Annotated in this window: 26 protein-coding genes; 14 read left to right on the top strand and 12 right to left on the bottom strand. The window is 62.0% G+C overall.

Going from position 1 to position 25,606, the window contains the following annotated elements:
• The first annotated feature begins 5 nt into the window (after nucleotides 1-5).
• Nucleotides 6-815 carry a phosphate ABC transporter ATP-binding protein PstB gene (gene pstB, locus MU846_RS03680; RefSeq protein WP_306799254.1) on the top strand — a complete coding sequence of 270 codons (810 nt, stop codon included), beginning with the start codon at nucleotides 6-8 and terminating at the stop codon, nucleotides 813-815.
• A 26-nt stretch (nucleotides 816-841) separates the two neighbouring features.
• Entirely contained in the window at nucleotides 842-1,561 is a 720-nt protein-coding gene (gene phoU / locus MU846_RS03675) for a phosphate signaling complex protein PhoU (protein ID WP_246950164.1), read from the top strand.
• A 157-nt stretch (nucleotides 1,562-1,718) separates the two neighbouring features.
• Here the strand turns inward: phoU and MU846_RS03670 are convergent, their stop codons facing one another.
• Nucleotides 1,719-2,288, bottom strand: a complete 570-nt coding sequence (locus tag MU846_RS03670) for a TMEM165/GDT1 family protein (protein ID WP_246948545.1) — start codon at nucleotides 2,286-2,288, stop codon at nucleotides 1,719-1,721.
• A 281-nt stretch (nucleotides 2,289-2,569) separates the two neighbouring features.
• Here MU846_RS03670 and MU846_RS03665 point away from each other — a divergent pair, with 281 nt between their 5' ends.
• Complete coding sequence (locus MU846_RS03665; protein WP_246948543.1) at nucleotides 2,570-2,779, top strand: SlyX family protein; 210 nt, start codon at nucleotides 2,570-2,572, stop codon at nucleotides 2,777-2,779.
• Between the two features lie 20 nt (nucleotides 2,780-2,799).
• Nucleotides 2,800-4,071 carry an MFS transporter gene (locus MU846_RS03660; RefSeq protein ID WP_246948541.1) on the top strand — a complete coding sequence of 424 codons (1,272 nt, stop codon included), beginning with the start codon at nucleotides 2,800-2,802 and terminating at the stop codon, nucleotides 4,069-4,071.
• A gap of 15 nt (nucleotides 4,072-4,086) precedes the next feature.
• On the opposite strand, the gene MU846_RS03655 is transcribed toward MU846_RS03660, so the two are convergent.
• From MU846_RS03655 to MU846_RS03635, 5 genes are all read right to left on the bottom strand, one after another.
• Nucleotides 4,087-4,965: a hypothetical protein gene (locus MU846_RS03655; protein ID WP_246948538.1), complete on the bottom strand. Its 879-nt coding sequence runs from the start codon at nucleotides 4,963-4,965 to the stop codon at nucleotides 4,087-4,089.
• Nucleotides 4,966-5,002: 37 nt separating this feature from the next.
• Entirely contained in the window at nucleotides 5,003-6,307 is a 1,305-nt protein-coding gene (gene phoR, locus MU846_RS03650; RefSeq protein ID WP_246948536.1) for a phosphate regulon sensor histidine kinase PhoR, read from the bottom strand.
• 100 nt (nucleotides 6,308-6,407) lie between these two features.
• Nucleotides 6,408-7,112 (bottom strand): phosphate regulon transcriptional regulator PhoB, encoded by a 705-nt coding sequence (phoB, locus tag MU846_RS03645; protein ID WP_246948534.1) that lies wholly within the window; start codon nucleotides 7,110-7,112, stop codon nucleotides 6,408-6,410.
• Nucleotides 7,113-7,297: 185 nt separating this feature from the next.
• Complete coding sequence (ubiA, locus tag MU846_RS03640; RefSeq protein WP_246950162.1) at nucleotides 7,298-8,176, bottom strand: 4-hydroxybenzoate octaprenyltransferase; 879 nt, start codon at nucleotides 8,174-8,176, stop codon at nucleotides 7,298-7,300.
• A gap of 75 nt (nucleotides 8,177-8,251) precedes the next feature.
• Nucleotides 8,252-8,827: a chorismate--pyruvate lyase family protein gene (locus MU846_RS03635; RefSeq protein ID WP_246948529.1), complete on the bottom strand. Its 576-nt coding sequence runs from the start codon at nucleotides 8,825-8,827 to the stop codon at nucleotides 8,252-8,254.
• A 228-nt stretch (nucleotides 8,828-9,055) separates the two neighbouring features.
• Here MU846_RS03635 and MU846_RS03630 point away from each other — a divergent pair, with 228 nt between their 5' ends.
• The 3 genes from MU846_RS03630 (at nucleotide 9,056) to MU846_RS03620 (ending at nucleotide 10,869) form a co-directional block, all read left to right on the top strand.
• Nucleotides 9,056-9,220, top strand: a complete 165-nt coding sequence (locus tag MU846_RS03630; protein WP_246948525.1) for a rubredoxin — start codon at nucleotides 9,056-9,058, stop codon at nucleotides 9,218-9,220.
• An 89-nt stretch (nucleotides 9,221-9,309) separates the two neighbouring features.
• Entirely contained in the window at nucleotides 9,310-10,452 is a 1,143-nt protein-coding gene (locus MU846_RS03625; RefSeq protein WP_246948523.1) for an NAD(P)/FAD-dependent oxidoreductase, read from the top strand.
• Between the two features lie 33 nt (nucleotides 10,453-10,485).
• Nucleotides 10,486-10,869: a hypothetical protein gene (locus MU846_RS03620; RefSeq protein ID WP_246948521.1), complete on the top strand. Its 384-nt coding sequence runs from the start codon at nucleotides 10,486-10,488 to the stop codon at nucleotides 10,867-10,869.
• A 563-nt stretch (nucleotides 10,870-11,432) separates the two neighbouring features.
• Here the strand turns inward: MU846_RS03620 and MU846_RS03615 are convergent.
• The 4 genes from MU846_RS03615 to znuC form a co-directional block, all read right to left on the bottom strand.
• Nucleotides 11,433-13,025: a hypothetical protein gene (locus tag MU846_RS03615; RefSeq protein ID WP_503467110.1), complete on the bottom strand. Its 1,593-nt coding sequence runs from the start codon at nucleotides 13,023-13,025 to the stop codon at nucleotides 11,433-11,435.
• Entirely contained in the window at nucleotides 12,914-13,201 is a 288-nt protein-coding gene (locus MU846_RS14825; RefSeq protein ID WP_503467109.1) for a hypothetical protein, read from the bottom strand. The genes MU846_RS03615 and MU846_RS14825 overlap by 112 nt, the downstream gene beginning before the upstream one ends.
• A 616-nt stretch (nucleotides 13,202-13,817) precedes the next feature.
• Nucleotides 13,818-14,600, bottom strand: a complete 783-nt coding sequence (locus MU846_RS03610) for a metal ABC transporter permease (RefSeq protein WP_246950160.1) — start codon at nucleotides 14,598-14,600, stop codon at nucleotides 13,818-13,820.
• Nucleotides 14,593-15,381: a zinc ABC transporter ATP-binding protein ZnuC gene (znuC, locus tag MU846_RS03605; RefSeq protein ID WP_246948516.1), complete on the bottom strand. Its 789-nt coding sequence runs from the start codon at nucleotides 15,379-15,381 to the stop codon at nucleotides 14,593-14,595. The genes MU846_RS03610 and znuC overlap by 8 nt, the downstream gene beginning before the upstream one ends.
• 81 nt (nucleotides 15,382-15,462) lie before the next feature.
• Between znuC and MU846_RS03600 the strand changes: the two genes are divergently transcribed.
• Nucleotides 15,463-16,347, top strand: coding sequence for a metal ABC transporter substrate-binding protein (locus MU846_RS03600; protein WP_246948515.1), 885 nt, complete (start codon nucleotides 15,463-15,465; stop codon nucleotides 16,345-16,347).
• 106 nt (nucleotides 16,348-16,453) lie between these two features.
• Nucleotides 16,454-17,608, top strand: a complete 1,155-nt coding sequence (locus tag MU846_RS03595) for a cellulase-like family protein (RefSeq protein WP_246948511.1) — start codon at nucleotides 16,454-16,456, stop codon at nucleotides 17,606-17,608.
• Between the two features lie 12 nt (nucleotides 17,609-17,620).
• Here the strand turns inward: MU846_RS03595 and MU846_RS03590 are convergent, their stop codons facing one another.
• Nucleotides 17,621-18,535: a phosphotransferase gene (locus tag MU846_RS03590; RefSeq protein WP_246948509.1), complete on the bottom strand. Its 915-nt coding sequence runs from the start codon at nucleotides 18,533-18,535 to the stop codon at nucleotides 17,621-17,623.
• A 320-nt stretch (nucleotides 18,536-18,855) separates the two neighbouring features.
• Between MU846_RS03590 and MU846_RS03585 the strand changes: the two genes are divergently transcribed.
• The 3 genes from MU846_RS03585 to MU846_RS03575 all read left to right on the top strand — a co-directional run bounded on the left by MU846_RS03585 (nucleotide 18,856) and on the right by MU846_RS03575 (nucleotide 23,053).
• The gene (locus MU846_RS03585; RefSeq protein WP_246948507.1) at nucleotides 18,856-19,485 is read left to right on the top strand and encodes a TetR/AcrR family transcriptional regulator; all 630 of its coding nucleotides are present in this window, start codon (nucleotides 18,856-18,858) and stop codon (nucleotides 19,483-19,485) included.
• A gap of 77 nt (nucleotides 19,486-19,562) precedes the next feature.
• Nucleotides 19,563-22,286: a DNA polymerase I gene (polA, locus tag MU846_RS03580; RefSeq protein ID WP_246948505.1), complete on the top strand. Its 2,724-nt coding sequence runs from the start codon at nucleotides 19,563-19,565 to the stop codon at nucleotides 22,284-22,286.
• On the top strand, nucleotides 22,286-23,053 hold the full coding sequence (locus MU846_RS03575) for an ATP-binding protein (RefSeq protein ID WP_246948504.1): 768 nt from the start codon (nucleotides 22,286-22,288) through the stop codon (nucleotides 23,051-23,053). The genes polA and MU846_RS03575 overlap by 1 nt, the downstream gene beginning before the upstream one ends.
• Nucleotides 23,054-23,706: 653 nt before the next feature.
• On the opposite strand, the gene yihA is transcribed toward MU846_RS03575, so the two are convergent.
• Nucleotides 23,707-24,339, bottom strand: a complete 633-nt coding sequence (gene yihA, locus MU846_RS03570; protein ID WP_246948502.1) for a ribosome biogenesis GTP-binding protein YihA/YsxC — start codon at nucleotides 24,337-24,339, stop codon at nucleotides 23,707-23,709.
• A 251-nt stretch (nucleotides 24,340-24,590) separates the two neighbouring features.
• Here yihA and MU846_RS03565 point away from each other — a divergent pair, with 251 nt between their 5' ends.
• Both MU846_RS03565 and MU846_RS03560 read left to right on the top strand, forming a co-directional pair.
• Complete coding sequence (locus MU846_RS03565) at nucleotides 24,591-24,872, top strand: c-type cytochrome (RefSeq protein ID WP_246948499.1); 282 nt, start codon at nucleotides 24,591-24,593, stop codon at nucleotides 24,870-24,872.
• A 20-nt stretch (nucleotides 24,873-24,892) separates the two neighbouring features.
• The gene (locus tag MU846_RS03560; RefSeq protein ID WP_246948497.1) at nucleotides 24,893-25,540 is read left to right on the top strand and encodes a c-type cytochrome; all 648 of its coding nucleotides are present in this window, start codon (nucleotides 24,893-24,895) and stop codon (nucleotides 25,538-25,540) included.
• Nucleotides 25,541-25,606: the final 66 nt, after the last annotated feature.

Below are 25,606 nucleotides of genomic sequence, written 5' to 3'. Positions count from 1 at the left end.
TGAAAATGATCAGCCCGGATGTGATTGGCCAGCGCAAAGAGAGCAGCGAAGTGGCGAGCAAGGCGAAGATGAGCGCCCGTTCGGTACGAGTGTTCTATAGTGAAGTCGAAGCCATCAAAGGTATCGATCTGGATATCATGGAGAACGAGGTGATTGCCTTCATCGGGCCGTCAGGGTGTGGGAAATCAACTTTCCTGCGCACCTTGAACCGGATGAACGACACCATCGAGGATTGCCGCGTTGAAGGTACTGTCACTCTGGACGGGCAGGATATCTACGACCCGTCTCTGGATGTGGTAATGCTGCGGGCGCAGGTGGGAATGGTGTTCCAGAAACCTAACCCGTTTCCGAAGTCGATTTACGATAATGTCGCCTATGGGCCGAAGCTGCATGGGTTGGCCCGGGGGCGCGGCGATCTTGATGAAATCGTCGAAAACAGCTTGCGCCGCGCTGGCCTTTGGGATGAAGTAAAGGACCGGCTGGACAAGCCGGGCACCGGGCTTTCAGGTGGCCAGCAGCAGCGACTTTGCATCGCTCGCGCCATTGCCGTCAGCCCGGAGGTCATTCTGATGGACGAGCCCTGCTCGGCACTTGATCCGATTGCCACGGCAAAGATCGAAGAGCTGATCGACGAGCTGTCGAGCCAGTACAGCATCGCTATCGTTACCCACTCGATGCAACAGGCTGCGCGCGTGTCAGACCGCACTGCCTATTTTCACCTGGGCGAGCTGATTGAAGTGAACAACACCGAAAAAGTGTTCACGCAGCCGGATCACCATCTGACAGAGGCTTATATTACCGGCCGATTTGGCTGATGAGTCGTAGTGTTGAGGAGAGCGTCATGGATCGCTTCCATTTTGGTAAACACAGTTCCAGCCAGTTCAACGAAGAAATGGAATCCATCCGCACCAATATGATGGAAATGGGCGGATTGGTTGAAAAGCAGGTTGCCGATGCGTTGCAGTCGCTGCTCACGGGCGATTCGGCGCTGGCCGAGCAAGTGTTGCAGGTCGAGGATCGTGTTGACGATCTGGAAAAGAAAATTGATGAAGAGTGTGCCCGTGTGCTGGCATTGCGTGCACCGGCGGCCTCCGATTTGCGCCTGCTGATTGCCGTGTCGAAGTGCGTGTCCGATCTTGAGCGGATCGGTGACGAATCAGCCAAGATTGCCGCCATGGCGCTGAAGCTGGCTGAAGAAGGCGGCGCGCCCAGCGGTTATGTAGAAGCACGTCACATCGGCAACTATGTGCGGCGGATGCTGCATTCAGCGCTGGATGCGTTTGCACGTTTCGATGCAGACAAAGCGGTAGAAGTGGCGGGTGAAGATGAGCAGATCGATATCGAGTATCGCACCGCCATGCGCTCACTGGTGACGTTCATGATGGAAGATCCCCGATCGATTTCCCGTGTGTTGAATGTCATCTGGACGCTTCGTTCGCTGGAGCGGGTGGGCGATCATGCGCGCAATATCTGTGAACAGATCGTTTATCTGGTGAAGGGCAAGGACGTGCGCCACATCAGTGTCGATGAAATGGAAAAGAAAGTACGCGGCAAGCCTTGAGCTTCATGACGGCACCGAAGATGGCGCCCTGCGGCGCCATTTTTCGTTTCGGATCAGGTGGCAATACCAGTGTCAGACTGCCAGGCGCATTGCTCCGTGCGTCAGAGCAAGGGGCTGCTTCGCTTGAGCGAGCGTGGTGTGCTTTTCGGGCGACAACTCACCACACCAGCGCCAGCAGCGTGATCGCGCCAAATAAAACGAACAGCCCGGCGCTGATCCGGTGTGCCCAGAGCTCGCCGCGTTTGCTGATCAACCGTGCTCCAAGCCAGATGACCGGGATATTGGCGAGCATCATGCCCAGTGCGGAGCCTGTTACGACCGCCATGAAACCTTCGGGAAATCGTGCCGCCAGAGCGATGGTGGCAAGCTGCGTTTTGTCACCGATCTCGGCGATAAAAAACAGCACGAAGGCGGCGACGAACGGGCCGAACCGGTGACCGTTGCCCAGCTCTTCGTCTTTGTCCGGTATCAGCATCCACAGGCCGAGCAGTATAAAGCTCACGCCCAGCAATCCGGTCAGCCACCTCGGATCAATCAGGCCGGCGAGCAGGTTTCCCAGCCAGGCCGACAGCGCATGGTTCAGCAGCGTGGCCAGCAGCACGCCGGCCATGATCGGCCAGGGTGAGCGGTAGCGCTGCGCCAGCGCGAAGGACAGGAGTTGAGTCTTGTCGCCGATTTCGCCAATGGCAACCAGGGCAGTGGAAACAGCGAAGGCTTCTACAAACATTTTCGGGCTTCCTGGCGGGACTGATCTTGATGTCGAGACACATGCGCCCGTCCCGCCAAGGGAGGCACCTGTGTCCCGAGTCTTGTCAGTCCCTGGCCCAAGGCGGGCAGGGTCGGGGCGCCATGTCGTGTGCGACAAGTATGTTGACGGCCCGCTGCGTGTAAAAAAGCCGGGGCCACGCAGAGACTACTCCCCCAGAACGGGGCCAAGCGTACGTTATTGTGCTAACGTCAGCAACCTCGGGGCCGGGTACGCTTTGGCGACATGATTGGAGACGGGTCGTGGATGAACAGCGCTTGATCGATATCGAAACCAAACTGGCCTATCAGGAAGATTTGCTGCTGACGCTCAACGAGATTGTGGCCACGCAGCAACAGCAGATCGATCAGCTGGAGCAAGTCTGCCGCTCGCTGATCGGTCATATCAAGGATATGAGCTACCAGCTTCGAGACCAGCGCGGCACGGAACACGAGCTGCCCCCGCATTACTGAGCTTTGGCCTGATTTGACCCATGACGACAAACACTTCCGCTGCACCAGCGCGCCGACGCGTAATGCAGGAGCCGGGCTTCGCTGCGTTTCTGTTCGCGCGCCTGGCGGCGGTATTCGCGATGCAGATTCAGGCGGTGGTGGTGGCCTGGCAGGTCTACGATATTACCCGTGACCCGCTTTCGCTGGCCTGGGTCGGGCTGGCGCAGTTTATTCCGATGCTGCTGCTGTTGTTGCCGGCGGGCGATCTGGTGGATCGCTATAGCCGTAAGCACATCCTGCTGCTGAGCTGGGGCGCGCAGGCTTTGTGCAGCGGCATGCTGCTCTATCTCTCCCTCGGCGAGCACGACGTTGCCTACTACTATGTAGTGCTGGCGCTGTTCGGGTGCGGCCGCGCCTTTACCGGCCCGGCGCTGCAAAGCCTGTTGCCGCAAATCGTGCCACGGGAGCAACTGGCTCGCGCCATTGCCGTCAACAGTATGATCATGAAAATTGCCGTGATCGGCGGGCCGTTGATTGGTGGCGTACTTTATGCGTTTGGCGGCGGTCTGGCTTATGCGGTGTGCCTGGGCTGTTTTGTGCTGGGCATGGTGCTGCTGGTGCCGGTGCCGGTGCTGTATGCGGCAAAAATCCTGCCCGTCACCGATGCCGCCTGGCAGCGTTTTACGGCCGGCATCCGCTACATTCGCTCCCGCCCGATTATTCTCGGCGCGATTTCTCTGGATCTGTTCGCGGTGCTGCTTGGCGGTGTCGTGGCGCTGTTGCCGATCTACGCCAGCGAGATTTTGCATGTTGGCCCCGAGGGGCTGGGAGCCCTGCGCAGTGCGGTGGCGGTCGGTGCGCTGTTGATGGGTATTTATCTCAGCACCCGGGCGCTGACACGGCACGTCGGGCTGGTCATGTTTATCGCAGTGGCGGTGTTCGGTGTGGCGAATCTGGTATTCGCGTTCTCGACGGTATTCTGGGTGTCGTTCGCCGCCATGCTGGTGGCCGGCGCGGCGGATATGATCAGCGTGTATGTGCGCACCACATTGATTCAGCTGGCCACCCCGGATGAGATGCGCGGCCGCGTGAACGCCGTGAACATGCTGTTCATCGGCTCCTCCAACGAGCTGGGCGAATTCCGCGCCGGCACGGCCGCCGCGTGGTTGGGCACGGTGCCGGCAGCGGTCATGGGCGGCGCGGCCACGCTGGCGGTGGTGGTCGGCTGGGCCTGGGGCTTTCGGCCGCTGCGGCAAGTGGATCGTTTCAGTGACGTGGAAAGCGGTCCGCCAAAGAGTGAGCCAGAGAAATAGCGGGCGCTGACGCGCTCAGGTGGAATCCGCCTGCGCCTGCAATGCTTGCTGATGGGCACGCTCGCGCAGCTTGTTGTCCAGATACTCTTCCAGCGGTAGCTCTTTCAATTGTGCAGGATGTTCCAGCGTCAGCATATGCCAGCGTGTCAGCCGTTGGGTCAGCGCATCGTCTTCCGGTGATTCGAGGTAGGCTTGAAGGGCAAGATAAAAGCGCATGGTGTTGCGCTCCATCATGCCGCGCAGGCCGCGGATCGGCCTGCCGTTTTCCATGGAAAAGCCGATGCGATGCCGCCCGGCGGTGGCAAAGTAGAGCCGTTGCGCGGTGCGTGTCAGCAAGCCGTAGCTGACGGAGTAACTCAGCCGCAACAGGCTGCGCTGTTTGTCCAGGGGCGCCGCCTCGATGCGAATCTCGTAATCGCGTGTGCCGAACGGGCCATCGGTACCGAGAATGCTCAGCGCCAGTTGCTGGTCGTTGCGCCGCACTTCACGAAATACATATTCATTGCGATAGGCATCTTCGGGCGGCAGGTAATGCATGCGCCCGCTATAGAGCGTGACCAGCACGCCATCGCTGCCTTCACGGTACACGCAGGCTTTGATATTGAAATGCAGAAAGGTGATTTCGCACCAGGGATCGATACCGGCCAGCGCGCTGCTCAGTTCCGCAAAAGGATAATCGACAATCGCATCCACGCTGCCGCGTGCGGTATCGCCCTGCTGGCCGGACTGGATCAGCATACGCGCCGCCATGCCATCGCGGTGTATGGTCTCGGCCAGTGCTGCGGTGTCGGCGATATCCGCAGACGCCGCCGGCGCCCACAGGCTTGCCGCCAGACTCAACAACAATAGTAATCCCGGCCTGGGCCGCCGCAGCACAAGACAAACCATGTTCATAGCCTAATCGGTGCTGCGCGCCAGGGATAGAGGCGGCTCACTCCTCGTTTTGCGGCGGCAGGCGGTAGCTCGGAAAGTGGCAGGTGAACGTGCTGCCCTTGCCGGGCGTGCTTTTGATTTCCAGCCGGGCGTTGTGGCGGATCAGCACGTGCTTGGTAATGGCCAGGCCCAGGCCGGTGCCGCCGGTCTGGGTCACACGGCTGGAATCCGGCCGATAGAACCGCTCCGTCAGCCGTGGCACATGGCGTGCTTCAATACCGGGGCCGTTGTCGAGCACGCTGAGATGGCCGCCCGCGTCATCTTCCCACCAGCGCACTTCGATCCGGCCGTTGGCGGGGGTGTATTTCACGGCGTTGGTAATCAGATTGCTGAAGGCGCTTTGCAGCTCTGCCGGGTCGCCCAGCAGCGCGGCGGCAGGATCGACTTCCAGCACCAGCTCATGGTTTTTCTCCGGGTCGGTGGCCAGGCCGTCCTGACGCAAACGCCGCAGGATCGGGGCCAGCTGCACCCGCTGCGTGTGTTGGCCGGCCTCGGTGCCCTCCAGGCGCGCCAGCAGCAGCAAATCGTCTATCAGTGCTTCCATGCGCTGGCTCTGCTGGCTCATCTGCATCAGCGCCCGCAGCACCCGCTTCTGTTCGGCCGGAATGGTATCCAGCAGGGTTTCAAGATAGCCCTTGAGCACGGTGAGCGGCGTCTTCAGCTCGTGACTGACGTTGGCGACGAAATCCTTGCGCATCTGCTCAAGGTTGTGCAGTCGGGTTACATCGCGCACCACCACCAGCCATTCGCCGGCACCAAAACGAGTAATCGTGAATTCCAGCTGCACATCGTCGTCCAGCGGTGAAGGCAGATCTATCGGGTGCTCGAAATTGCCGGATTGCAGATAGCTCACAAAGCGCGGATCACGCACCAGATTGGTGAAGGTCTGGCGGTGGTCTTCCGGTGAGCGGAAGCCCAGCAGGCGCTCGGCGGCCTGGTTCCAGTATTCCAGCCGGCCGCGCTTGTCGACCACGATAATGGCATTGCGCAGCGCCGTGACGGAGCTCTCCGCACGGGTGATAAGTTGCTGGAGCTCGTCGCGGGCGGTGAATTCCTTGCGCAGCATACGATACAGATTATCGAACAGATCGCCCCAGGCGCCGAAGCTCTCCGGCGGCTCCCAGTTACCCGGATACTGCCGCAGCCAGCGGTGAAAGCGCACTAGCTGAGTGGTGGAAAATACAATATAGGCTAGCGCCGCCAGTACAGCAGGCCATAGAGTGTTGAAGTACCAGGACAACAGGAAGCCGCCGGCCAGCAAAAACAGAATCCGGCGCAGCTCCGAGGCGATGGTGAAATTCAAAGAGACGCTCCGCTGCGATCTATGTCGTGTCGAGCCAATGCCATGTTGCCGTGGCTCTGCCCACGGCGAGTGTACATCGCCGCCCTGGCAGGGTCAGTGGTCAGCTTGCGCGGGGCGTCTTGGTGGAGAAGCGGTAGCCGGTGCCGCGCACGGTCTGGATGAAGCGATCAAAGCCGTAGGGGGCCAGCGCCTTGCGCACGCGGCGGATATGCACGTCGATGGTGCGATCTTCCACATACACGTTCGCGCCCCACACCTGATCCAGCAGCTGGGTGCGGGAGTAGGCACGTTCCTGGTGGCTCATGAAAAATTCCAGCAGCCGGTATTCGGTCGGCCCCATGTCCACGGGCTCGCCGTTGGCGGTGATGCGATGGCTGATCGGATCCAGGCACAGCCCTTCCACATCAATCGCTTTTTCTGCGCCAGTGACCGAGGTGCGCCGCAGCACTGCCTTGATGCGCGAGATCAGCTCGCGGGTGGAGAACGGCTTGGTGATGTAATCATCCGCGCCCACATCCAGCCCCTGGATCTTGTTATCTTCCTCGCTCTTGGCGGTCAGCATGATGATCGGAATTTCAGAGGTGCTGTCGTCGCGCTTGAGGCGTCGCGCCAGCTCGATACCGCTGACGGCAGGCAACATCCAGTCGAGCAGCACCAGTTCCGGGCGCGCATCGACAATCACTTCGTGGGCCTGCTGCGCGTTCTCGGCTTCCAGTACTTCAAAATCGGCCAGCTCCAGCGCCACGGCGACCATCTCGCGGATCGCCGGCTCGTCATCGACGATAAGGATCTTGTGTTTGCTCATGACTGCCTGATTCTTCGCTAGTGTTGGATGCCTATTAGATGGCCATTTGGTGACAAGAATATGACAGTGCAAAGGAGGGCGCAGCCGCAGGCGGGTGTTTGAGGCGTGAAAACAGCGCTAACCCCCTGAGATTCAGCAGGGATAGCGCCGTGACGGGGCGTTTATCAAGATTTTACAATGCGCGTTCAGCGCAGCAGATACTGCAACCACAAGCCGGCAAAGATCACCAGGCCCACCCATTGGTTATTGAGAAAGGCGCGGAAGCAGGCTGCGGGCTCGCGATTGCGGATCAGCCACTGCTGGTAGACGAACAATAGCGCGGCCGCTGCCAGGCCGGCGTACCACGGCCAGCCGAACTCCAGCCCACGACCCAACAGCCACAGCGGCCACAGGGTCAGGGCCTGCAACAGTCCTATGATCAGCCGGTCGGCCTCGCCGAACAGGATGGCGGTGCTCTTGATGCCGATTTTCAGATCATCTTCCCGGTCGCAGATGGCGTATTGGGTATCGTAAGCGACCGTCCACACCACCTTTGCCGTGAAGATCAGCCAGGCGGCAGCCGGCAGGCTCCCGGCTTCGGCCGCGAAGGCCATGGGGATCGCCCACGCGAAGGCGGCACCGAGAAACAGCTGCGGCAGAAAGGTGAAGCGCTTCATGAATGGATACAGGACTGCCAGACCGGCGCCGCCGAAAGCGAGATAGAAGGCAAAGCGGTTCAATGGAATCAGCAGCAACAACGCAAGCACCATCAGCCCGGCAAACAGCAGCAGCGCATGTTTGGCACTCAGTGCGCCGGTGGCCAAAGGCCGTTCGCGGGTGCGGGCCACGCTGCCGTCAAAGTTGCGGTCGGCGAAATCGTTGATCACGCAGCCTGCGGCGCGCATCACCCACACGCCGGCGATGAATACCAATATGACGGTGAGGCTGGGCGTGCCGTCACCGGCGATCCAGACCGCCCACAGCGTTGGCCACAGCAGCAACAAGGCGCCGATAGGCCGCTCCAGCCGCATCAGTTGTATCCAGGGCCACAGGGCAGGGAAGCGGGTCTGAATGGCGGTGAACATCGGTGAGCGGCCTCGCTGGCTGGTGAACGCTGGCGCCATAATACCTGATTGGCTGCGTGGTGCAGCGCCGGTGCTTTAGCCGGGCAGGCGCGCTGGCCGGCTGCGGCGGATGTCCGGCCGTGCCCACAGGGTGGGCAGGAAAAACTCGGCCACCAGGCAGGGGCTGCCGCGTTTCACGAACAGGGATTGCCGGCCCCACAGCGCGCCGGTGGTATCGGGCAGAGGCAGGTGCGCGGCATCAAGGTGAGTTACCCAGACGGCGCGACGCTCGGCTCTCGGTGGCCGGAACAGTTCCAGGCCCAGCGAGCGCTTGGCCATGTGGCCCAGCACCCGGTTGGCGCCGTGGAGCGACGCCAACGGCAGCACGCTGCGGGCGAACACCACAGGCGTGCCATCCAGCAGCAGAAACACTTCGCGCAGCAATGCTCGCTGGCGGGCCGGCAGCTCCAGCAGACGCAGTTCGGTGGCGGTGGGTGTGGCGATCTGTTGGTGCACGGGCTGCACGGAGAAGTGACCATGGCGGCGTAGACGCCGTGTCAGGGAGCCGGCATCGGCCAGCCAGTCGCCGATCACGGGGGGTAGCGGCTGGCGCTCCAGTGGCTGCCAGTGGCAATGTGCAGGCAAGATCGGGCTGGGGCAGAACAGCGTCACTCGGGGCTCCGGGCCGGCTCGGAAAGGCCGCGCGCACTATGCGGCAGGGGCTGGCGCTTGGCAAGTTTGCCAGTGCTGCCGGGGGTAGCGCCAGATGATGCCATAGACCAATGGCAACGTGGCTGGGATGTCATTGATTTTTCATATGGGCACCGCTAGGTTAGCGCCTTCGCCAGCGCCGTGCCTGCCTGGAACCGTCAAGGCTGAACCGTTTTTGAGGATAGTCGAATGAGAAAGTGGGAATGTGTGGTATGCGGCTTCATCTACAGTGAAGCTGATGGCCTGCCTGAAGAGGGCATCGCACCGGGCACTGCCTGGGAAGATGTGCCTGAAGACTGGGTGTGCCCGGATTGCGGCGTGTCCAAGGACGATTTCGAGATGGTCGAAATCTGATCCACGCTGTTTCTGCTTCACGCTACTGATGCGGGCGCGTGCGCGCCCGATTCGGTAATCCCCTCGCCTCTGCCGGATACCGCATACCTATGAGCCCCATCATTGTCATCGGAACCGGGCTGGCCGGTTTCAACCTGCTGAAAGAGCTGCGCAAGCTTGATCAGGAAACCCCCGTCATCCTGCTCACCAGCGACGATGGCCGGAATTATTCCAAGCCGATGCTCTCCACCGGTTTCACCAAGAGCAAGCAAGCAGATGAGCTGGCCATGGGTGGCCCGGAACAGACCGCCACTGCATTCAATGCCACGGTGCGCACCGGCGTTACCGTGACCGCGATCGACCGCGCTGCGAAAGAAGTGGTGCTGGGTGATGAGCGGCTGGCGTACAGCAAACTGGTGCTGGCTTGTGGTGCAGAGGTGTTCCGTCCGCCGTTGGAAGGTGATGGGCTTGATCGGGTCTATACTGTCAACGATCTGATGGATTACGCCCGCTTTCGCGAGGCGGTGGCCGGCAAGAAGACGGTGCTGATCACCGGTGGCGGCCTGATCGGCTGTGAATTTGCCAATGATCTCACCAACGGCGGGTATCAGGTGCATCTGGTGGAGCCGGTGGGTCGCTGCCTGCCTGCGCTGCTGCCGGAGCAGGCGTCGCTGGCGGTATCGGATGCCCTGAGCAAGCTCGGTGTAGTGTTCCACTTCGGGGTGTTTGTGCAGCGTGTGGATCAGCATGGTGATGGCGTGCGCGCCACTCTTTCTGATGGCAGCACTGTGGAAGCCGATCTGGTGCTGTCAGCCGTGGGCCTGCGCCCGCGCATCGCGCTGGCCGAGGCGGCTGGGCTGGAGACCGGCCGGGGCATCCGTGTCGACCGGTGCTTGCGCACCAGTGACGCGGATATTTATGCGTTAGGCGACTGCGCAGAAGTGGATGGCCATGTATTGTTGTACGTGTTGCCGCTGATGGCGGCGGCGCGTGCGCTGGCGAAAACGCTGGCCGGCGAAGAGACGCCAGTGAGTTATGGCGTGATGCCGGTGTCGATCAAGACGCCCGCCTGCCCGGTGGTATGCATGCCGCCTCCGGCAGAGGTGGCCGGGGAGTGGGAATTCGAGATTGATGGCCATCACGTCAAAGGTCTGTTCCGGGATGCCGAAGGCCAGTTGCGCGGCTACGCGCTGACCGGCGATGCCTGCGGCGAACGCATGAAGCTCAACAAGGAACTTCCCGCATTGTTCTGATGCGGTGATCCTGCCAACCACGAGGGAATGCCAATGCGATTTCGGCTGGTACTGCTGATCCTGGCCTGGCGGCTGCGCTGGTTGGCGCGCCGTGACGAGAATTTCCGCAAGCAGCTGGAAAACCGCAATGTGGTGATGCAGTGGCGGACCAAGGCCGGCGCGCCTGCACGCTGGTTTCATTTCGAGCCCGGCGGCGTCACCAGCCGCAGCGGGCTGCACGCGGCGCCCACGGTGTCGCTGGCATTTGAAGATGCTCGCTACGCCTTCGAGACACTGCAAAAAGCCGGCAAGAATCAGATGGCGTTCATGGAAGGCATGCAGCAGGGCAAGATCAAGGTGGAAGGCGATCCCGGCGGCCTGATGTGGTTCATGACGCTGATGAAATTCATCATGCCGAAGAAGAAAAAGAAAAGCTGAGCGCGGCGTTATTTTTCCCGCGCTGGCATGGCGCCCCCCAAAAAAGGTTCATCGTCGATTTCCGTGGCGCCTTCCCCGGTATTCAACGATGAACCATTTTTTAGCCCCTCTCCCCTTGTGGGAGAGGGGTTGGGGAGAGGGGGCTACGGACGTGCAGCTGCCATGACACCCGCTACATGGTGCAATACTTTCAGTTATCTTCAGTAGAGATTTCCAAAAAAATTCACGGCCAAAAAATCCCGAGAGTCAGCCAGTTTCGTTCTAGATCAAAAGCCGAGTATATATTTTCTGCCATAATCTCCCCCCTCTCCCCAACCCCTCTCCCGCAAGGGGAGAGGGGCTTAAAAAACTGATTCGCCCGCCCTTCGGGCCAGCCTGCGGCTGTTCTGCGCTTCGCTTGTCCGACCAGGGGAGAGGGGGGGCAAAAAATCGGTATTTTGGGCAACTTCCTGGTGCTTTCGCGGATATCGGAAATGCCTCCACGGGAATCAACAATGAACCAAAAAAACCCGGCGGTTGCCGGGTTTTTTTGTTGTAGCAAGGCTCTGTGTCAAGGTTCTGTGTCAGCCCAGCAGCCCGCCCAGAATGGGCCCCAGGATTGGCCCCAGAATCGGAATGTCGTCCAGCGGCGAGCCGTTGTTGCCACCGCCGTTGCCGCCCCCGAGCAGACCATCAAGCAACCCGGTGAGGATGTCGCCCACCACCGGAATCCGGGTCAGCAAGCCGGTGAGCGGTTGCAGCTGTTCAACCGACAACAAACAACTCAGCGGATCAGCTGCATCGCCACACAATGCCTCCAGATCCGGGACGCCCGGCAGTGCTGGTGTACCGCCGGAAAGCAGTGCTTCCAGCAGGCCATTCACCACCTCGCCGAGCAGCGGCACCTGCGCCAGCCCGTCGGTCAGCGGCGCCAGCAGATCGGTCAGCGTGGCAATGCAGCTCAACGGGTCGGTGGGATCGCACTGGCCACCGAGATCCGGCAATTCGCCGCCGCCCTCGCCAGTCAGCGGGGCCAGCAACTGATTGAGAACATCGCCCAGCACTGGAATCTCGCCGACCAGGCCAGCCAGCGGCGCCAGCAGCGACGACAGCTCGCCCAGGCCAGGCAGCCCATCACCGGGCAAACCGCCACCCGGCAGTTCGCCACCGAGCAGGCCATTGATGATGTCGCCCAGCACCGGCACTTCATCAAGCAGGCCGGTCAGCGGCGCGAGCAGATTGGTGAGGGCGGAAAGGCAGCTCAGCGGATCGGTCGGATCGCACAGCTCGTCCAGCCCTGGCAGGCCGTCACCAGGCAAGGCATCACCATCAAGCAGCCCGCCGAGCAACCCGTTCACCACCTCGCCGAGCACCGGGATGTCGCCGAGCAAGCCGCTCAGAGGGGCCAGCAAACCGCTGAGTTCTTCCAGGCCGGGCAGGCCATCGCCACCGGGCAGGCCACCATCGAGCGGGAGATTGTCGAGCACCGTGTTCAGTACCTCGCTGAGCAGCGGCACCTGCCCGAGTATCTCGCCCAGTGGCAGCAACAGGTCAGACAGCCGCGTCAGGCAATGCAGCGGATTTTCCGGGTCACACAGATTGCCCAGGTCGGGCAGTGCCGGCAGGCCGGGCAACTCTCCGGGTGCGGCGTTGTCCAGCAGGCCGCCAAGCAGCCCGTTGATGATATCGCCCAGCACAGGCACTTCGCCGAGCAGGCCGGTCAGCGGTGCCAGCAAGCCGGTCAATTGCTCAAGGCCCGGTAAGCCGTCACCGGGCAGGCCACCGCCCGGCAGGTCGCCGCCGAGCAGGCCGCTGATCACCTCACCCAGCAGGGGAACCTGATCCAAAGCATCAGCCAGCGGATTCAGCATGTTGGCCAGGGCGGACAAGCAGGCAAGCGGGTCGGTCGGATCACACAGCCCGTCCAGGCCGGGGAACTCGTCGCCCGGCAAGCCGCCGGCAAACAGAGTGCTGAGCAAATCACCCAGCACCGGGATCTGGCCGGTCAGCTCGGTCAATTCGGCAAGGCCGGGCAGATCGCCGTTGCCCAGGCTGAGTGCTTCGGTCAGGCAGCTGGCCGGATCAAATTCGCTGGAGAGCGACGCGGTGGGGCACAGCGTGCCCAACAGCGGGTTGCCGCCGTCGCCACCGAGCAGTTCATCCAGATTGCCGAGCATGCCGGCCAGCTCCTGCAGGCAGGCGGGGCCGAAGTCGAGCGGCAGCACCGAGATGCCGGTATCGTCATAGTTGACGACGGCAAAGCCATCCGCCGCCACCGGGCACATGCGCGACAGCAGATTGCCGTTGCCTGCCGGGATACCTTCACTGGCTTCCGTCTGGCAGGCGCCTGCATCGACGCTGCCCTGCATCGAGTCGCCGGCAGCCGTCGGACAAAATACCTGAGTGAATTCGTTATCGGTGCGCGTGAGTGCTGTGGCGGGGCGAGCATCCGGCACAGCTGGCGGATTGCCACCGGCCGTGGAGTTGCCTCCGCCGCCACCACCGCAGGCAGCCAGAGCCAATAGTGCAGCGCCCAGCAGGGCACCTCGTGTGAAAAGTGTGTTCATTGCGCCACCCTCTCTGTCCGAGCAGATTGTTCTCATTTGCGGAGGGACCCCCGCCCATTCCCACTATAGGAAGGGTGCGGCGGGTAAATATGTAGGCACTGATTTACCTCGTGTAACGTTTCAATGGGCTTGGGTGGCCGGCCATGGCGGCGTGTGAGGGAATGTTACGAGGCAGTGGCCTTGCGGGCGTGTTTTGCAAACCGGCGCGCTACGCGGCACTGCGTGCGGGCAGCGCAATTATGCGGGTGGTTCGGGTGTGGCAAATTCAGGTATGGAAAATATTCAGGCAAAGGGAATATTCAGATATGTGCAGCAGCGCTGCATTGCGTGAGCAAACACGGCATCGCCCAGCACGGCGCCGTGGCGGATGGCCCAGGCCCAGGCTGCGGTGGGGCGTGGTTGTCAGTTGCGGCGCAGCGCCAGCGACAAAATGAAAATTGTGGCAGCCGCGACGACAATCGATGGGCCAACCGGCGTATCGGCAAACCAGCTCAGCGCCAGGCCGCCCACCACCGAAAACGCGCCAAGCAAACTGGCAATGACGGCCATCTGAACCGGGGTGCGTGATAGCCGGCGCGCACTGGCGGCCGGAATGATCAGCAGCGAGGTGATCAGCAGCACCCCCACCGTGCGAATGGCGCCGGCAATCAGCAGCGCCAGCATCAACATCAGCAGGGTGCGCGTGGCGGTTACGTTGATGCCTTCCACGCGCGCCAGCTCTTCATTCACGGTGATGCTCAGCAGCCGGCGCCAGTTCAGCACCGTCAACAGCAAAATGCCCAGCGCGCCGCCCCACAGCCACAGAATATCGCGGCCATTCACGGCGAGCAGATCGCCGAACAGAAAGCTGAACAGATCCACTTGCACACCGGGCAGCAGGCTGATGGCGATCACGCCCAGCGCCAGGGTGGTGTGCGCCACGATGCCCAGCAGCGTGTCGCTGGCAATGTGCTGTTGCTGTTGCAGCGCTACCAGTGTCAGCGCCAGCACCAGGCAGCAGAGCACCACCGCCGGATACAGCGCCAGGCCGAATGCCAGCCCGAAGGCGGCACCGAGCAGCGCGCCGTGGGCCAGTGTGTCGCCAAAGAACGCCATGCGCCGCCAGACCACGAAGGCACCCATCGGCCCGGCCACCACCGCAACAGCCAGGCCCGCCAGCAGCGGCCACAGCAACAACTCAATGATCATGGTGGTGCCCCGCGCAGTCGATATTGCCTTGCAGATCGTGTTCGTGATCATGCTCATGGGTGTACAGCGCAAGGTTAGTGGCGGTGTGGCCGGGAAACATGTCGCGAAAGGCCGGATCACGGCTGACCACATCCGGCGTGCCGGAGCAGCAGATATGCCGATGCAGGCAGATCACATCGTCCGTTGCTGCCATGACCAGATGCAGATCGTGCGAGATCAGCAAAATGCCGCAGCCGAATTCGTCGCGCACTTCGGCGAGCAAGCCGTACAGCGCATCCTGGCCGGCCACGTCCACCCCTTGAGCCGGCTCATCAAGCACCAGCAGATCCGGTTTTCTCAGCAGCGCCCGAGCCAGCAGCACACGCTGCATTTCGCCGCCGGAAAGCTGTTGCACAGCGCGGCGGCGCAAATGAGCCACCCCCACGCGCGCCAGCGCATTGCGGCGTTCCCGCGTGGCGCCGGCGCTACCGAGCGCGAGAAAACCGTCTGCCGTCAGCGGCAGGCTGTCGTCCAGCTTGATACGTTGCGGCATGTAGCCGATGCGCAAGCCGGGGCGGCGAGTGACCTGGCCCTGATGCGGCGTGACGATGCCGAGGATCACTCGGGCGAGGGTCGACTTGCCCGCGCCGTTGGGGCCGAGCAGCGTCAGAATGCGGCCGGGACGCAGCGCCAGATCGATCTCTTCCAGCACTGTCTGAGTGCCAAAACGCACGCTGACATCACGCAGCGCGACCAGCGGCGCATCGGTGTCGGGCGGAGCAGCGAAAGACTGGCTCATGGTGGCAGGGGCCTCGGCGGCGTAATCGGCGAAGCGCCGATGATATACTACGCGGCCCTCAATATTCACCGGAGCCTGCGAATGCGAGCGATCCTGTTGGCGCTGCTATGCTGCCTGAGCCTGCCGATATCCGCGCAACAAACGCCGCGTACGGTGCTCGCCAGCATTGAGCCGGTGGCAATGTTGCTGCGTGAAGTGCTGGGTGAGGCAGTGGCTGTGCAGACGCTGATGCTGCCCAACCAGAACCCGCACACGGTGGCGTTTACGCCGGGGCAGGCACGGCAGTTGCGCAGCGCCGATCTGGTGGTGTGGCTGGGTGCCGACGCGGAGCCGGCGCTGGCCGGGCTGGTAGCGCGCCATGCGGAGAGCCAGCTGGCGATGACGGCACTGCCGGAGATTTACCGGCACGCTGATGCAGACCATGACCATGACCACGACGCACCGCATCACCATCACGCCCTGCTCGATCCGCACTTGTGGTTGCATCCGGGCAATATGTTGCGGCTGGCTCAGGTGCTGCCCGCCCACCATCAGGCGCTGGGCGTGGAGCACGCCTGGCTGGTGGAGCAGGTGAATGCGTTCGAGGCACAGCTGGCGGATGTGCAGGCGACGGTGCGCGATCAGCTGGCGCCCATGGCGGATACGCCGTACCTCTCCCACCACGATCCATGGGCATATTTTGCTGCGGAGATGGGTATCCGCCGGCCGCTGGTGATCAGCCGGAGTATCGAGGCTTCTGCCAGCAGCCGCCGCTTTGTCGAACTCAGCGGCGTGATGCGCAACCAGGGCGTGCATTGTGTACTGGCCGAGCCCGAGGCAAGCCGGGCGTTGCTGCAACGGCTGTGCGCCGGGCAGTGCCGGTTGATCGAGGCCGATCCGCTCGGCCGTGATGTGGCAGGAGAAACCTACAGTCACTTTCTGCGCCATCTGGGCACGTTGTTCAGCCGCTGCCTCGCCGGCGGATGAGCAAATGCATATCGGCCGGGCTGTCTGGGCCGATATGCTGATGGCCCATTGTCGCCGCCCCGCAAATGCGTATGCTGGACGCTCTTTTCTTTTCACAGGGTAGTGCATGGTGGCAGAGGCGGGCAGTACGCCGCGCATGGCGCTGGCATGCTGGGATTATTCCTGGCTCACGCGTCGGGACGGTCGCGCAGACGAATACCGCGATCTCGCACGGGTCGTCGCAGAATTGGCCGAGCGCGGTTACAACACCTTGCGGCTGGATGTTTTCCCCCATTTGCTCGCACGCGGTGAAGGTGGCCTGAGCCACGATCGTTTTGATGTGCTGCCCGAGGCGAATGATCTGCGCCGTGGCGCGCCAGTGGCTGTGCAAGTGCAGCCCCGCCGGGCGTTACTGGAGCTGCTCAAACAGGCGCGTGTGCATGGCATCCGCCTGTGGCTTGCCAGCTGGTTTGTTGCCGATACCCAGGCGCGCCGCTCCTTTGTGCGGCGGCCGCAGGATTTCGTGCGCGTGTGGGCCGAAACTCTGGCCTTCATTGAAAAGGAAGGCTTCGCCGATCTGATTTACGCGGTAGATTTTTGCCACGAATTTCCGCTTGCGCCCAGTGCACACGGGGCTTATCGACGCATCTTCAATACCCATCCGCGCAACCCGCTACCGCAATTGGTCGGCTGGTCGGGCGAGGTCTGCCGCCGGGTGGAAGAGTATCTGGTGGAGGTGCCGCGCAGCCTGCGGGCGCTGTATCCACGTTACCGTTTTGGTGTGTCCGTGAGCGGCGGCCAGGCGCGCAACATGCGGCAGCTGGATACCAGCGAGCTGGATTTTCTCGATAGCCACACCTGGCTCAACGATGATCCGCGCTTCCGGCTGGCCAGCGGCGAGCTGCTGGTGCGCGCCGCACCGCCGATTGCCGAGCGGGTGCAGGCACGGGCGGCGGCGCTGTTGTATCGCAGCAGGCAAACACAATGGACGCGCCGCGCCGGCGAGCGTTTGTCACGGCAGGTGGAGTTTGCCCGGATGCGCCGTGTTACACCGGTGCTGGCGGAAGGCTTCGTGCGGCATGCGCAGGAGCGGGCGCTGGATTGGGGTTGGGTGCGTGAAGTGTCCGAGCACATGGTGGTGGCGGCGCTTGAGCAGGGCATTTCCATCGTCACGCCCGGCATTTACGCCCGGCCGCAAAGCCCGGAATTCTGGAACGACATTGCCTGGCAGCAACGGCTCAATGCCATGATTTGCGGTAGCGAAGCCGGGCGAGTGCCGTAACGGGCGAGCGCCTCAGGCTGCGGCAGCCCGTATCGCAAACAGCTGCTCGAATTCGGCCGGGTCTTTGCGGCCGGGGCCGAATACCGGCGTTTCTGCTGCGCTCTCCAGACGCGACAACCAGAAACGCAGGGCTGCGATGGCCAGCGCCAGCGGCAGCCGCCGCCGGGCCGCGCTGTCGAGCGGGCGGAGCTGCTGGTAGCCATCCAGCAATGCACGTTGCAGCGCCGCGTTCGGTTGCCGCTGCGGCCCCAGGCACCAGTCATTGATAGTGATTGCGAGATCGTATTCGGCGCTGGCGAACCCTGCGTTATAAAAGTCCAGCAGGCCGGTGAGTCGCGCGCCCGAGAACAACACATTGTCGCGAAACAGATCGCCGTGGCAGAGCACCGGTGTGGCCGGCGCCGCCCACCAGCGCTCAAGCAACGGCCCGGCGCGTGAGCGTGCCGCCTCGGGCAGGGCGGGTAAATGCGTGGCGACCAGCGCTTGCAGTTGCTGTTCCGGCCCCGGTGGTGCGCCGTCAGTTGTCAGCGGGCTGAGATGCAGCGTGGCCAGCGCCCGCCCCAGTGTCGCCAGCTGGCCGGGGCTGGCGTGGCGCACATGGGCGCCAGCGAGCTTTGGCACCAGCAGCGCGGGCTTTCCCGCCATTTCCATCAACGCTGCCTCGCCGCCCAACGGCGCGGGCACCGGCAGGCCGCGTGCCTGCAAGGCATGGGTCAGGCGAATGAACCAGGGCAGTTGCTCGGCGCTCAGCCTCTCGAACAGTGTCAACACCAGCGCCACGGGAATGCCGTTGGCGCGCCGTGCTTCCAGCATGTAATTGCTGTTTTCGATGCCCTCGCTGATCGGGCGGCTGCTGACGAGCGTCAGTTGCTGCCGGGAGAGCAGGCTCTGGATCTGGGTGTCGGTCAGGGCGGTGAATACGGTCATGAGCGCATTATAGCAGCCTCGTCAGGGCAGTCTTTCCATAACGATTTCTCCTTAACAGCCTCGCCGCCAGTAGCAGCTGGCGTAAACGCCCGGCGCACCGTGCTGGCGCCGACGATGCTGGCACAGTGCCGCTACTTGCCATTTGTCGGGCCTTGCACTGCAATGGAGCACATGGAAACACGGCTTTCCATCATGGTGAAGCTGCCGCCACAATCGAAGCCCGAGCGCACAAGGTGCGCTGCCGGTCGAGCTGAGAGAGGTGCAGCCGCGCTGTGCAGGCCCGTCGGAGTGCGGGCGACTCATTGCAGGAGGCACCGAACATGCGCCCACAGACCATGGTTCCATCTGGCAGCACCGCGCCAGGCCGCAGGGAGCTTTCCCGGCTGCGCAATCGTGAGACGCTGATTTCCGCCGCTGCGGACATCTTTCTGAGCAAAGGCTACGAAGCTACCACCGTGCGGGATATCGTCGCCGCGACCGACCTTGCGTTGGGTACCTTCTATAATTATTTCACCGACAAGCAGGCTTTGTTGCGTGTCATTATCGGCGAGCACGTTGGCCGGGTGGCGCTATCGGTGCGCGAGTTCCGCCGCAAGGCCACCAATCAGGACGAATTTGTGCGCTTCAGTTACGAAGCCTACTTCCGTGGCCTGGTGGCCGATCCGGTCAGCTTTGCGCTGGCCAGCCGCCCCGAGGCTTCCATCGCCACACTCACGGAGGTGCCGATCTGCCAGGAGGCACTGCGCCAGCTGATCGAGGATATCGAACACGCCAAGGCGCGAGGCTGGCTGCCGGATGCCGATAGCGAATACATCGCGGCCGCGCTTCTGGGTGTCGGCCACGAGGTCAGCCGCATCATGATCAGCCGCCGCCCGGTGGATCCCGGTTACGCGGCACGCTTTGCCGCAGCTCTGTTCAGCGCGGGCTTGAGTGCTCTGCCGCACCACTAGCGCGCGTTGCCGACAGTTGAAATCTGCGCCGCCTGCGGCAAGATGCACTCTCGTCAGCCGTGAACAGGCCCGCACAGATGCCAGACCAGACCCCCATCGTCCTTGTCGACGGTTCTTCCTATTTGTATCGCGCTTTCCATGCATTGCCGCCGCTGGCAACTTCAAGTGGCCAGCCAACCGGAGCGGTGCGCGGTGTGGCCAGCATGCTGCGTAAGCTGTTGGTGGATTATCGCCCCACTCACATGGCGGTGGTATTTGATGCCAAGGGCAAGACGTTCCGCGATGAGCTGTTTGAGCAGTACAAGGCGCAACGCCCGCCAATGCCAGATGAATTAAGAGCACAAGTAGAGCCGCTTTATCGTCTGGTTACCGCGATGGGCCTGCCGCTGATTGTCGAGGAAGGCGTGGAAGCCGATGACGTGATCGGCACGCTCGCACTCCAGGCCGGCAAAGCCGGCCGGTCGGTGGTGATTTCCACCGGCGACAAGGATATGGCGCAGCTGGTCAATGAGCATGTGACGCTGGTGAACACCATGACAGGCAGCGTGCTCGGGCCAGACGGCGTGTTGGAGAAATTCGGCGTGCCGCCGGCATTGATCATTGATCTGCTGGCGCTGATGGGAGACAAGATCGACAACATTCCCGGTGTGCCCGGTGTGGGCGAGAAAACGGCGCTGGGGCTGTTGCAGGGCATCGGCAGCATGACCGAGATTTACGACAACCTCGACAAGGTGCCGGAGCTTGCCATCCGAGGTGCGCGCACGCTGCCGAAAAAACTGGAAGAGCACCGTGAGCAGGCACTGCTGTCGTATCAGCTGGCGACCATCAAGACGGACTGTGCCCTCAAGGAAACACTGGATGATCTGGCGCTAGTCGAGCCCGATCGCGCTGCGCTGATCGAGCAGTACCGTGAGCTTGAATTCAAGGGCTGGCTGGCGGAGCTGCTGGAGGATGGCGAGGCGCCGGAGGAGGCGGGCGTCGCCGCCATCAGCCGCGACGGTTATGTCACTATTACCGATGAGGCTGAGCTGGCGGCCTGGCTGCGGCGCCTGCGCGATGCGGGCGAGTTTGCCTTTGATACCGAAACCACCAGCCTCGATTACATGCAGGCCGAGCTGGTGGGGTTATCTTTTGCGATAACGCCCGGCGAGGCGGCCTATGTGCCGGTGGCGCATGATTATCCCGGCGCGCCGGATCAGCTCGACCGCGAGGCGGTGCTGGCGGCATTCAAGCCGCTGCTGGAAGACGAGGCGATCCGGAAAATCGGGCAGAACCTCAAATACGATGCCAACGTACTGGCCGGTTACGGCATTACGTTGCGCGGCATCGAGTACGACACCATGCTGGAATCCTATGTGCTGGATTCGGTGGGCAGCCGTCATGATATGGATTCGCTGGCGCTGAAGTACCTCGGTCACCGCACCATCGCTTTTCAGGATATCGCCGGAAAAGGTGCCAAGCAGCTGACTTTCAACCAGATTGCGCTGGAAGAGGCAGGTGCCTACGCCTCGGAAGACGCAGATATCACTCTGCGCTTGCACCAGGCCATATGGCCGCGCTTGCAGGCACAGCCTTCGCTGGAAAAAGTATTTCGCGAAATAGAGATCCCGTTGGTGCCGGTGCTGTCCCGCATCGAGCGCAACGGCTGCTACGTGGATGCCGACATGTTGCGCCGGCAGAGCCAGGAGCTGGCGAAAAAAATGGCGGCGCTGGAGGCAGAAGCTCATCGTATTGCCGGACGCCCGTTCAATCTCAACTCCACCAAGCAGCTGGCCGAGATCCTCTACGAAGAGCAGCAGCTGCCAGTGATCAAGAAAACACCCAAGGGTGCACCGTCCACTGCCGAGCCGGTGCTGGCGGAGCTGGCGCTGGAGTACGAGCTGCCCAGCGTCATCATGGCGCACCGCACCATGAACAAACTCAAGAGCACTTATACCGACAAACTGCCGGAGATGATCCGGCCGCGTACGGGCAGGTTGCACACCTCCTATCATCAGGCGGTGGCTGCCACCGGGCGGCTTTCTTCCAGTGATCCGAATTTGCAGAATATTCCGGTGCGCACTGAAGAGGGCCGCCGTATCCGGCAGGCTTTCCGGGCGCCGGGGGGCCGTTGCATCGTGGCCGCGGATTACTCACAGATCGAGTTGCGCATCATGGCGCATCTCAGTGGCGACCAGGGTTTGCTCGATGCTTTTTCGCAGGGGTTGGATATTCACCGGGCCACCGCAGCGGAGGTCTGGGGCCGATCGCTTGACGAGGTATCGGATGATGAGCGCCGCAATGCCAAGGCGATCAACTTCGGGCTGATTTATGGCATGAGCGCATTTGGCCTGGCGAAACAGTTGGGTGTGCCGCGAGGCGAGGCGCAGGACTACATCAACCGCTATTTTGAACGCTACCCCGGCGTGCGTGCCTACATGGACAATACACGCCAACAGGCTGCCGAGGCGGGATATGTGGAAACCTTGTTCGGCCGGCGTCTCTACCTGCCGGAAATCAACAGCCGCAACGGTGCCATGCGCCAGGCCGCCGAGCGCACCGCCATCAACGCGCCGATGCAGGGAACGGCCGCCGATATCATCAAGCGCGCCATGATAAAAGTGGATCAGTGGCTGGCGAGCACAGATATTGATGCGCTGATGATCATGCAGGTGCACGATGAGCTGGTATTCGAGGTGGCCACCGGGCAGGAACAGGCGCTGATCGAGGAAATCACGGTGCTGATGAGTGATGCGGCGACATTGCGTGTGCCGCTGGTGGTGGAAGCGGGCGTGGGCGCCAACTGGGATGAAGCACACTGATGAGCCTGGATTGGAAAAATACCTACGCGGCAATCTGGCGCAGCCACAATCGGCAGCTGCGCCCTGTTCGCCATCTGGATCCGGTGCAATTGCAGGATCTGCTGGGCGTGGAGACGCAAAAGCAGAAACTGGTGCGCAATACCGAGCGCTTCCTGGCCGGCGCACCGTGCAACCATGTGTTGCTTTGGGGCAGCCGGGGCACCGGCAAATCGTCATTGGTGAAAGCCGTATTGAACGAATTTGCCCCGCGTGGGCTGCGGCTGATCGAAGTGGACAAGGACGAGCTTGCCTCGTTGCCTGAAATCGTCGATGACATTCGCGAGCGCCCACAGCGCTTTATCCTGTATTGCGATGATCTGTCCTTCGAGGAAGGCGAGCACGGCTACAAACACCTGAAAACGGTGATGGAAGGTTCCATTGAGCTGCCGCCGGAGAACGTCTGCATCTACGCCACTTCGAACCGCCGCCACCTGGTGCCGGAGTATCAGCGCGACAATGCCGCCAGCCGGGTGGTGGATGGCGAGCTGCATCTGGCTGATGCAGTTGAGGAAAGGATATCGCTGGCAGATCGATTTGGCCTGGGCCTGTCGTTCTACCCGGTATCCGAGGCACAATATTTTGCCATGATCGATCATCTGTTTCCGGCGGTGCCGGCGGCAGAGCGCGATCAGTTGCATGTGCTGGCGCGGCGATTCGCCATGGAGAAAGGTGGTCGCTCGGGGCGGACAGCGCGGCAATTCTGGAATCAGTATAGCGGCGAGCTGTGAGCGGGTGGCTCGTCGTAAGGCGCGCAGGTTGTACCGTGCATACGGCTCTCGTTCTGATTGAGCGTTTCGATTGGCGCCGCTGGATCTGGACGTAGTATGGTGCTGATATGTGATGCACAGCAAGCAAAGCAACAACGGGTTCTGGCGGTTGCGTAAAATATGTAAAAGAGTAGCCGTAGAGCGCCGAAATATTGAAAAAAGGGAACTCTGACCCTATACAATGAGTCGTAGTAGACAGCTGCGGAACGGTACCCCCCGATCCCCCAGTAACCCTCGCCGGGCCGCAGCTTTTTTAGTCTCCGGTGTCTTCCCCCAGAGAACCGGAGGCGGCAAGCCTCCCTGGCAGCGCAGTCGTTCCCTTCCCCCGATTTGCTGCCAGGGATTTTTTTTGCCTGCGATTCGGCAGGCACTTGCTCTGTCGGCAGGTCTGGGTGGCATTTTGACCACTCCATTACTATTCGCCTTATCCAAAGCAAGTGGCGTGCCAGTTTGGCAAAATAGCCCTGTAGCAGGCTGTTCGCCGGGTGGGAATGGGCGTTCCCGCATAGGTCGGGCGTATTCCGGGCGACTATCGGGGCTGATGATGGAGCGAGAGTGCCGAAAAGCGGCGCCGGGGTGACACAAAAGGGCAGTTAAGAGCTTTCAGCGGCTAGTTAAGAGCCCTCAGTGGCGGTTGGCAGGGGCAGCTCAAGCCACTGGGCCAGCACATCCCATGCCGCGTCGGCGCCAGCACCGGTGGTGGCCGAAAATGCCTGCGCGGTCAGCGGCGCCGGGTGGTTGCGCAGGCTGTCTGCTACTTTCAGAACGGTGTTCTTGGCCGCACCGAAGCTGAGCTTGTCGGCCTTGGTCAGCAGCAGGTGCAGCGGCATACGGCTTTCGGCAGACCACTCCAGCAGCATCCGATCGAAATCCTTCAGCGGGTGGCGGATGTCCATCAGCAGTATCAGACCGCACAGGCACTGCCGGGCAGCGAGATAGCCATCAAGCTCCTTTTGCCATTGCAAGCGGGTAGTGCGATCCACTTTCGCGTAGCCGTAGCCGGGGAGATCCACCAGCCGGCGTCCCTCGGCAACTTCAAAAAAATTGAGCAGCTGCGTGCGGCCTGGTGTTTTCGAGGCCCGTGCCAGGCTTTTTTGCCCCGTGAGGCGGTTGATGGCGCTGGATTTGCCGGCGTTTGAGCGGCCGGCGAAAGCAACCTCGAAACCCTCGTCGGGGGGGCACTGTTCCAGACGCTGGGCGCTGGTGAGAAAACGGGTCTGGCGCAGCAGGGGCTCGGCTGGATGCATGATGTGCGGTCTTGTTGTGGGATGAGGCCCGTCGGCCGGGGTGTGGCAATGGTGGCGGCTGCGCCTCCAGGATGCAAATTCGACAGCCTGCAGGCGCGCGAAAGCGACTTTGGGTGTGACGCCCGAGGCAGGCTATGGTATATAATGCGCGCCGCGAGCCATGCTGGCTGCACCAGTTGGTGTCAGCATGGATTCCCCCGAGCCGAGTAACCGACCCCGGTTTTGCAAAACTGGCGGCGAGGAGCGTGAAAATGAAGAAGATGTTAGCGTTGTCAGCGCTGCTGCTGGCAGGCGTGGCAGGTGCCGATATCGAGACCCGCTACAACCAGAGCTGCGTGTTTTGCCATGGCACCGGCGCCGCAGGCGCACCGGTAACGGGCGACAAGGCTGCCTGGGCGCCGCGCCTTGAGAAAGGTATGGATGAGCTGGTGCAGAGCACCCGGCAGGGCCTGGGTGGTATGCCGCCTGGTGGCATGTGCGGGGATTGCAGTGATGAAGAATATCGTGCGCTGATCGAATACATGACCAAGTAAGACCACCGTAAGGAAAGGCGATGAAGTCCGTGAAGCTGTTTGTCCTGATGCTTGCTGGCCTGACGGCCGGTCATGTTCACGCTGCGGGCGATGCCGCCGCAGGTGAAGCGAAATCCGCCGTCTGCGCAGCCTGCCACGCTGCTGATGGCAACAGCCCGGTGGGCATGTACCCGAAGCTGGCCGGGCAGGGTGAAAAATACCTGCTCAAACAGCTGATGGATTACAAGAGCGGTGCACGCCAGGATCCGATCATGCAGGCCCAGGTTGCTACGTTGTCCGAGCAGGATATGGCTGATCTGGCGGCCTTTTACGCAGCTCAGGAGGTCGAAGTCGGGCGTGCCAGCGCCGAGCTGGTCGAGGCCGGCGAGCGGCTGTACCGAGGCGGCAATCTGCAATCGGGCGTGGCCGCATGCTCAGGCTGCCATGGCCCGGCTGGCGCAGGTATCGAGGCAGCCGGCTTCCCGGCGCTGGGCGGGCAGCAGGCGGAATACGTCGAGCAGCAGCTGCGCGCTTTCCGCGCCGCTGGCCGTGATGATCTGGGCGCACAGAAATATCGCCGCAATGACACGGATTCCGACGATCTGGGCATGATGCAGGCTATTGCTGCGAAAATGTCGGATCGCGAGATCCAGGCGGTGGCCAGCTTCATTAGCGGCCTGTCGCGCTGACCGCAGCACGACATGCAGGAAGGCGGGGCTTAACCTGCCGGTAAACAAAGGCGCCTCGGGCGCCTT

The sequence above is a fragment of the Alcanivorax quisquiliarum genome (assembly GCF_023051175.1).
GTDB classification, from domain to species: domain Bacteria; phylum Pseudomonadota; class Gammaproteobacteria; order Pseudomonadales; family Alcanivoracaceae; genus Isoalcanivorax; species Isoalcanivorax quisquiliarum.
The sequence above is the reverse complement of the archived record's forward strand: the minus strand, read 5'-3'. Positions and strand labels throughout refer to the sequence as shown.

Coding starts and splice junctions, on each gene's coding strand:
- MU846_RS03615 (WP_503467110.1), bottom strand. CDS start 13,025: ATGCTCGGCAATCTGGATGAACTGCTCGGTGGCGACGGCGGCAACCCG.
- znuC (WP_246948516.1), bottom strand. CDS start 15,381: ATGAGCCAGTCTTTCGCTGCTCCGCCCGACACCGATGCGCCGCTGGTC.
- MU846_RS03655 (WP_246948538.1), bottom strand. CDS start 4,965: ATGAACATGGTTTGTCTTGTGCTGCGGCGGCCCAGGCCGGGATTACTA.
- pstB (WP_306799254.1), top strand. CDS start 6: ATGATCAGCCCGGATGTGATTGGCCAGCGCAAAGAGAGCAGCGAAGTG.
- polA (WP_246948505.1), top strand. CDS start 19,563: ATGCCAGACCAGACCCCCATCGTCCTTGTCGACGGTTCTTCCTATTTG.
- MU846_RS03670 (WP_246948545.1), bottom strand. CDS start 2,288: ATGTTTGTAGAAGCCTTCGCTGTTTCCACTGCCCTGGTTGCCATTGGC.
- MU846_RS03560 (WP_246948497.1), top strand. CDS start 24,893: ATGAAGTCCGTGAAGCTGTTTGTCCTGATGCTTGCTGGCCTGACGGCC.
- MU846_RS03660 (WP_246948541.1), top strand. CDS start 2,800: ATGACGACAAACACTTCCGCTGCACCAGCGCGCCGACGCGTAATGCAG.
- MU846_RS03595 (WP_246948511.1), top strand. CDS start 16,454: ATGGTGGCAGAGGCGGGCAGTACGCCGCGCATGGCGCTGGCATGCTGG.
- MU846_RS03565 (WP_246948499.1), top strand. CDS start 24,591: ATGAAGAAGATGTTAGCGTTGTCAGCGCTGCTGCTGGCAGGCGTGGCA.
- MU846_RS03630 (WP_246948525.1), top strand. CDS start 9,056: ATGAGAAAGTGGGAATGTGTGGTATGCGGCTTCATCTACAGTGAAGCT.
- MU846_RS14825 (WP_503467109.1), bottom strand. CDS start 13,201: ATGCAGGCGCCTGCCAGACGGAAGCCAGTGAAGGTATCCCGGCAGGCA.
- yihA (WP_246948502.1), bottom strand. CDS start 24,339: ATGCATCCAGCCGAGCCCCTGCTGCGCCAGACCCGTTTTCTCACCAGC.
- MU846_RS03585 (WP_246948507.1), top strand. CDS start 18,856: ATGCGCCCACAGACCATGGTTCCATCTGGCAGCACCGCGCCAGGCCGC.
- phoB (WP_246948534.1), bottom strand. CDS start 7,112: ATGAGCAAACACAAGATCCTTATCGTCGATGACGAGCCGGCGATCCGC.
- MU846_RS03625 (WP_246948523.1), top strand. CDS start 9,310: ATGAGCCCCATCATTGTCATCGGAACCGGGCTGGCCGGTTTCAACCTG.
- phoU (WP_246950164.1), top strand. CDS start 842: ATGGATCGCTTCCATTTTGGTAAACACAGTTCCAGCCAGTTCAACGAA.
- MU846_RS03620 (WP_246948521.1), top strand. CDS start 10,486: ATGCGATTTCGGCTGGTACTGCTGATCCTGGCCTGGCGGCTGCGCTGG.
- MU846_RS03575 (WP_246948504.1), top strand. CDS start 22,286: ATGAGCCTGGATTGGAAAAATACCTACGCGGCAATCTGGCGCAGCCAC.
- ubiA (WP_246950162.1), bottom strand. CDS start 8,176: ATGTTCACCGCCATTCAGACCCGCTTCCCTGCCCTGTGGCCCTGGATA.
- MU846_RS03590 (WP_246948509.1), bottom strand. CDS start 18,535: ATGACCGTATTCACCGCCCTGACCGACACCCAGATCCAGAGCCTGCTC.
- MU846_RS03600 (WP_246948515.1), top strand. CDS start 15,463: ATGCGAGCGATCCTGTTGGCGCTGCTATGCTGCCTGAGCCTGCCGATA.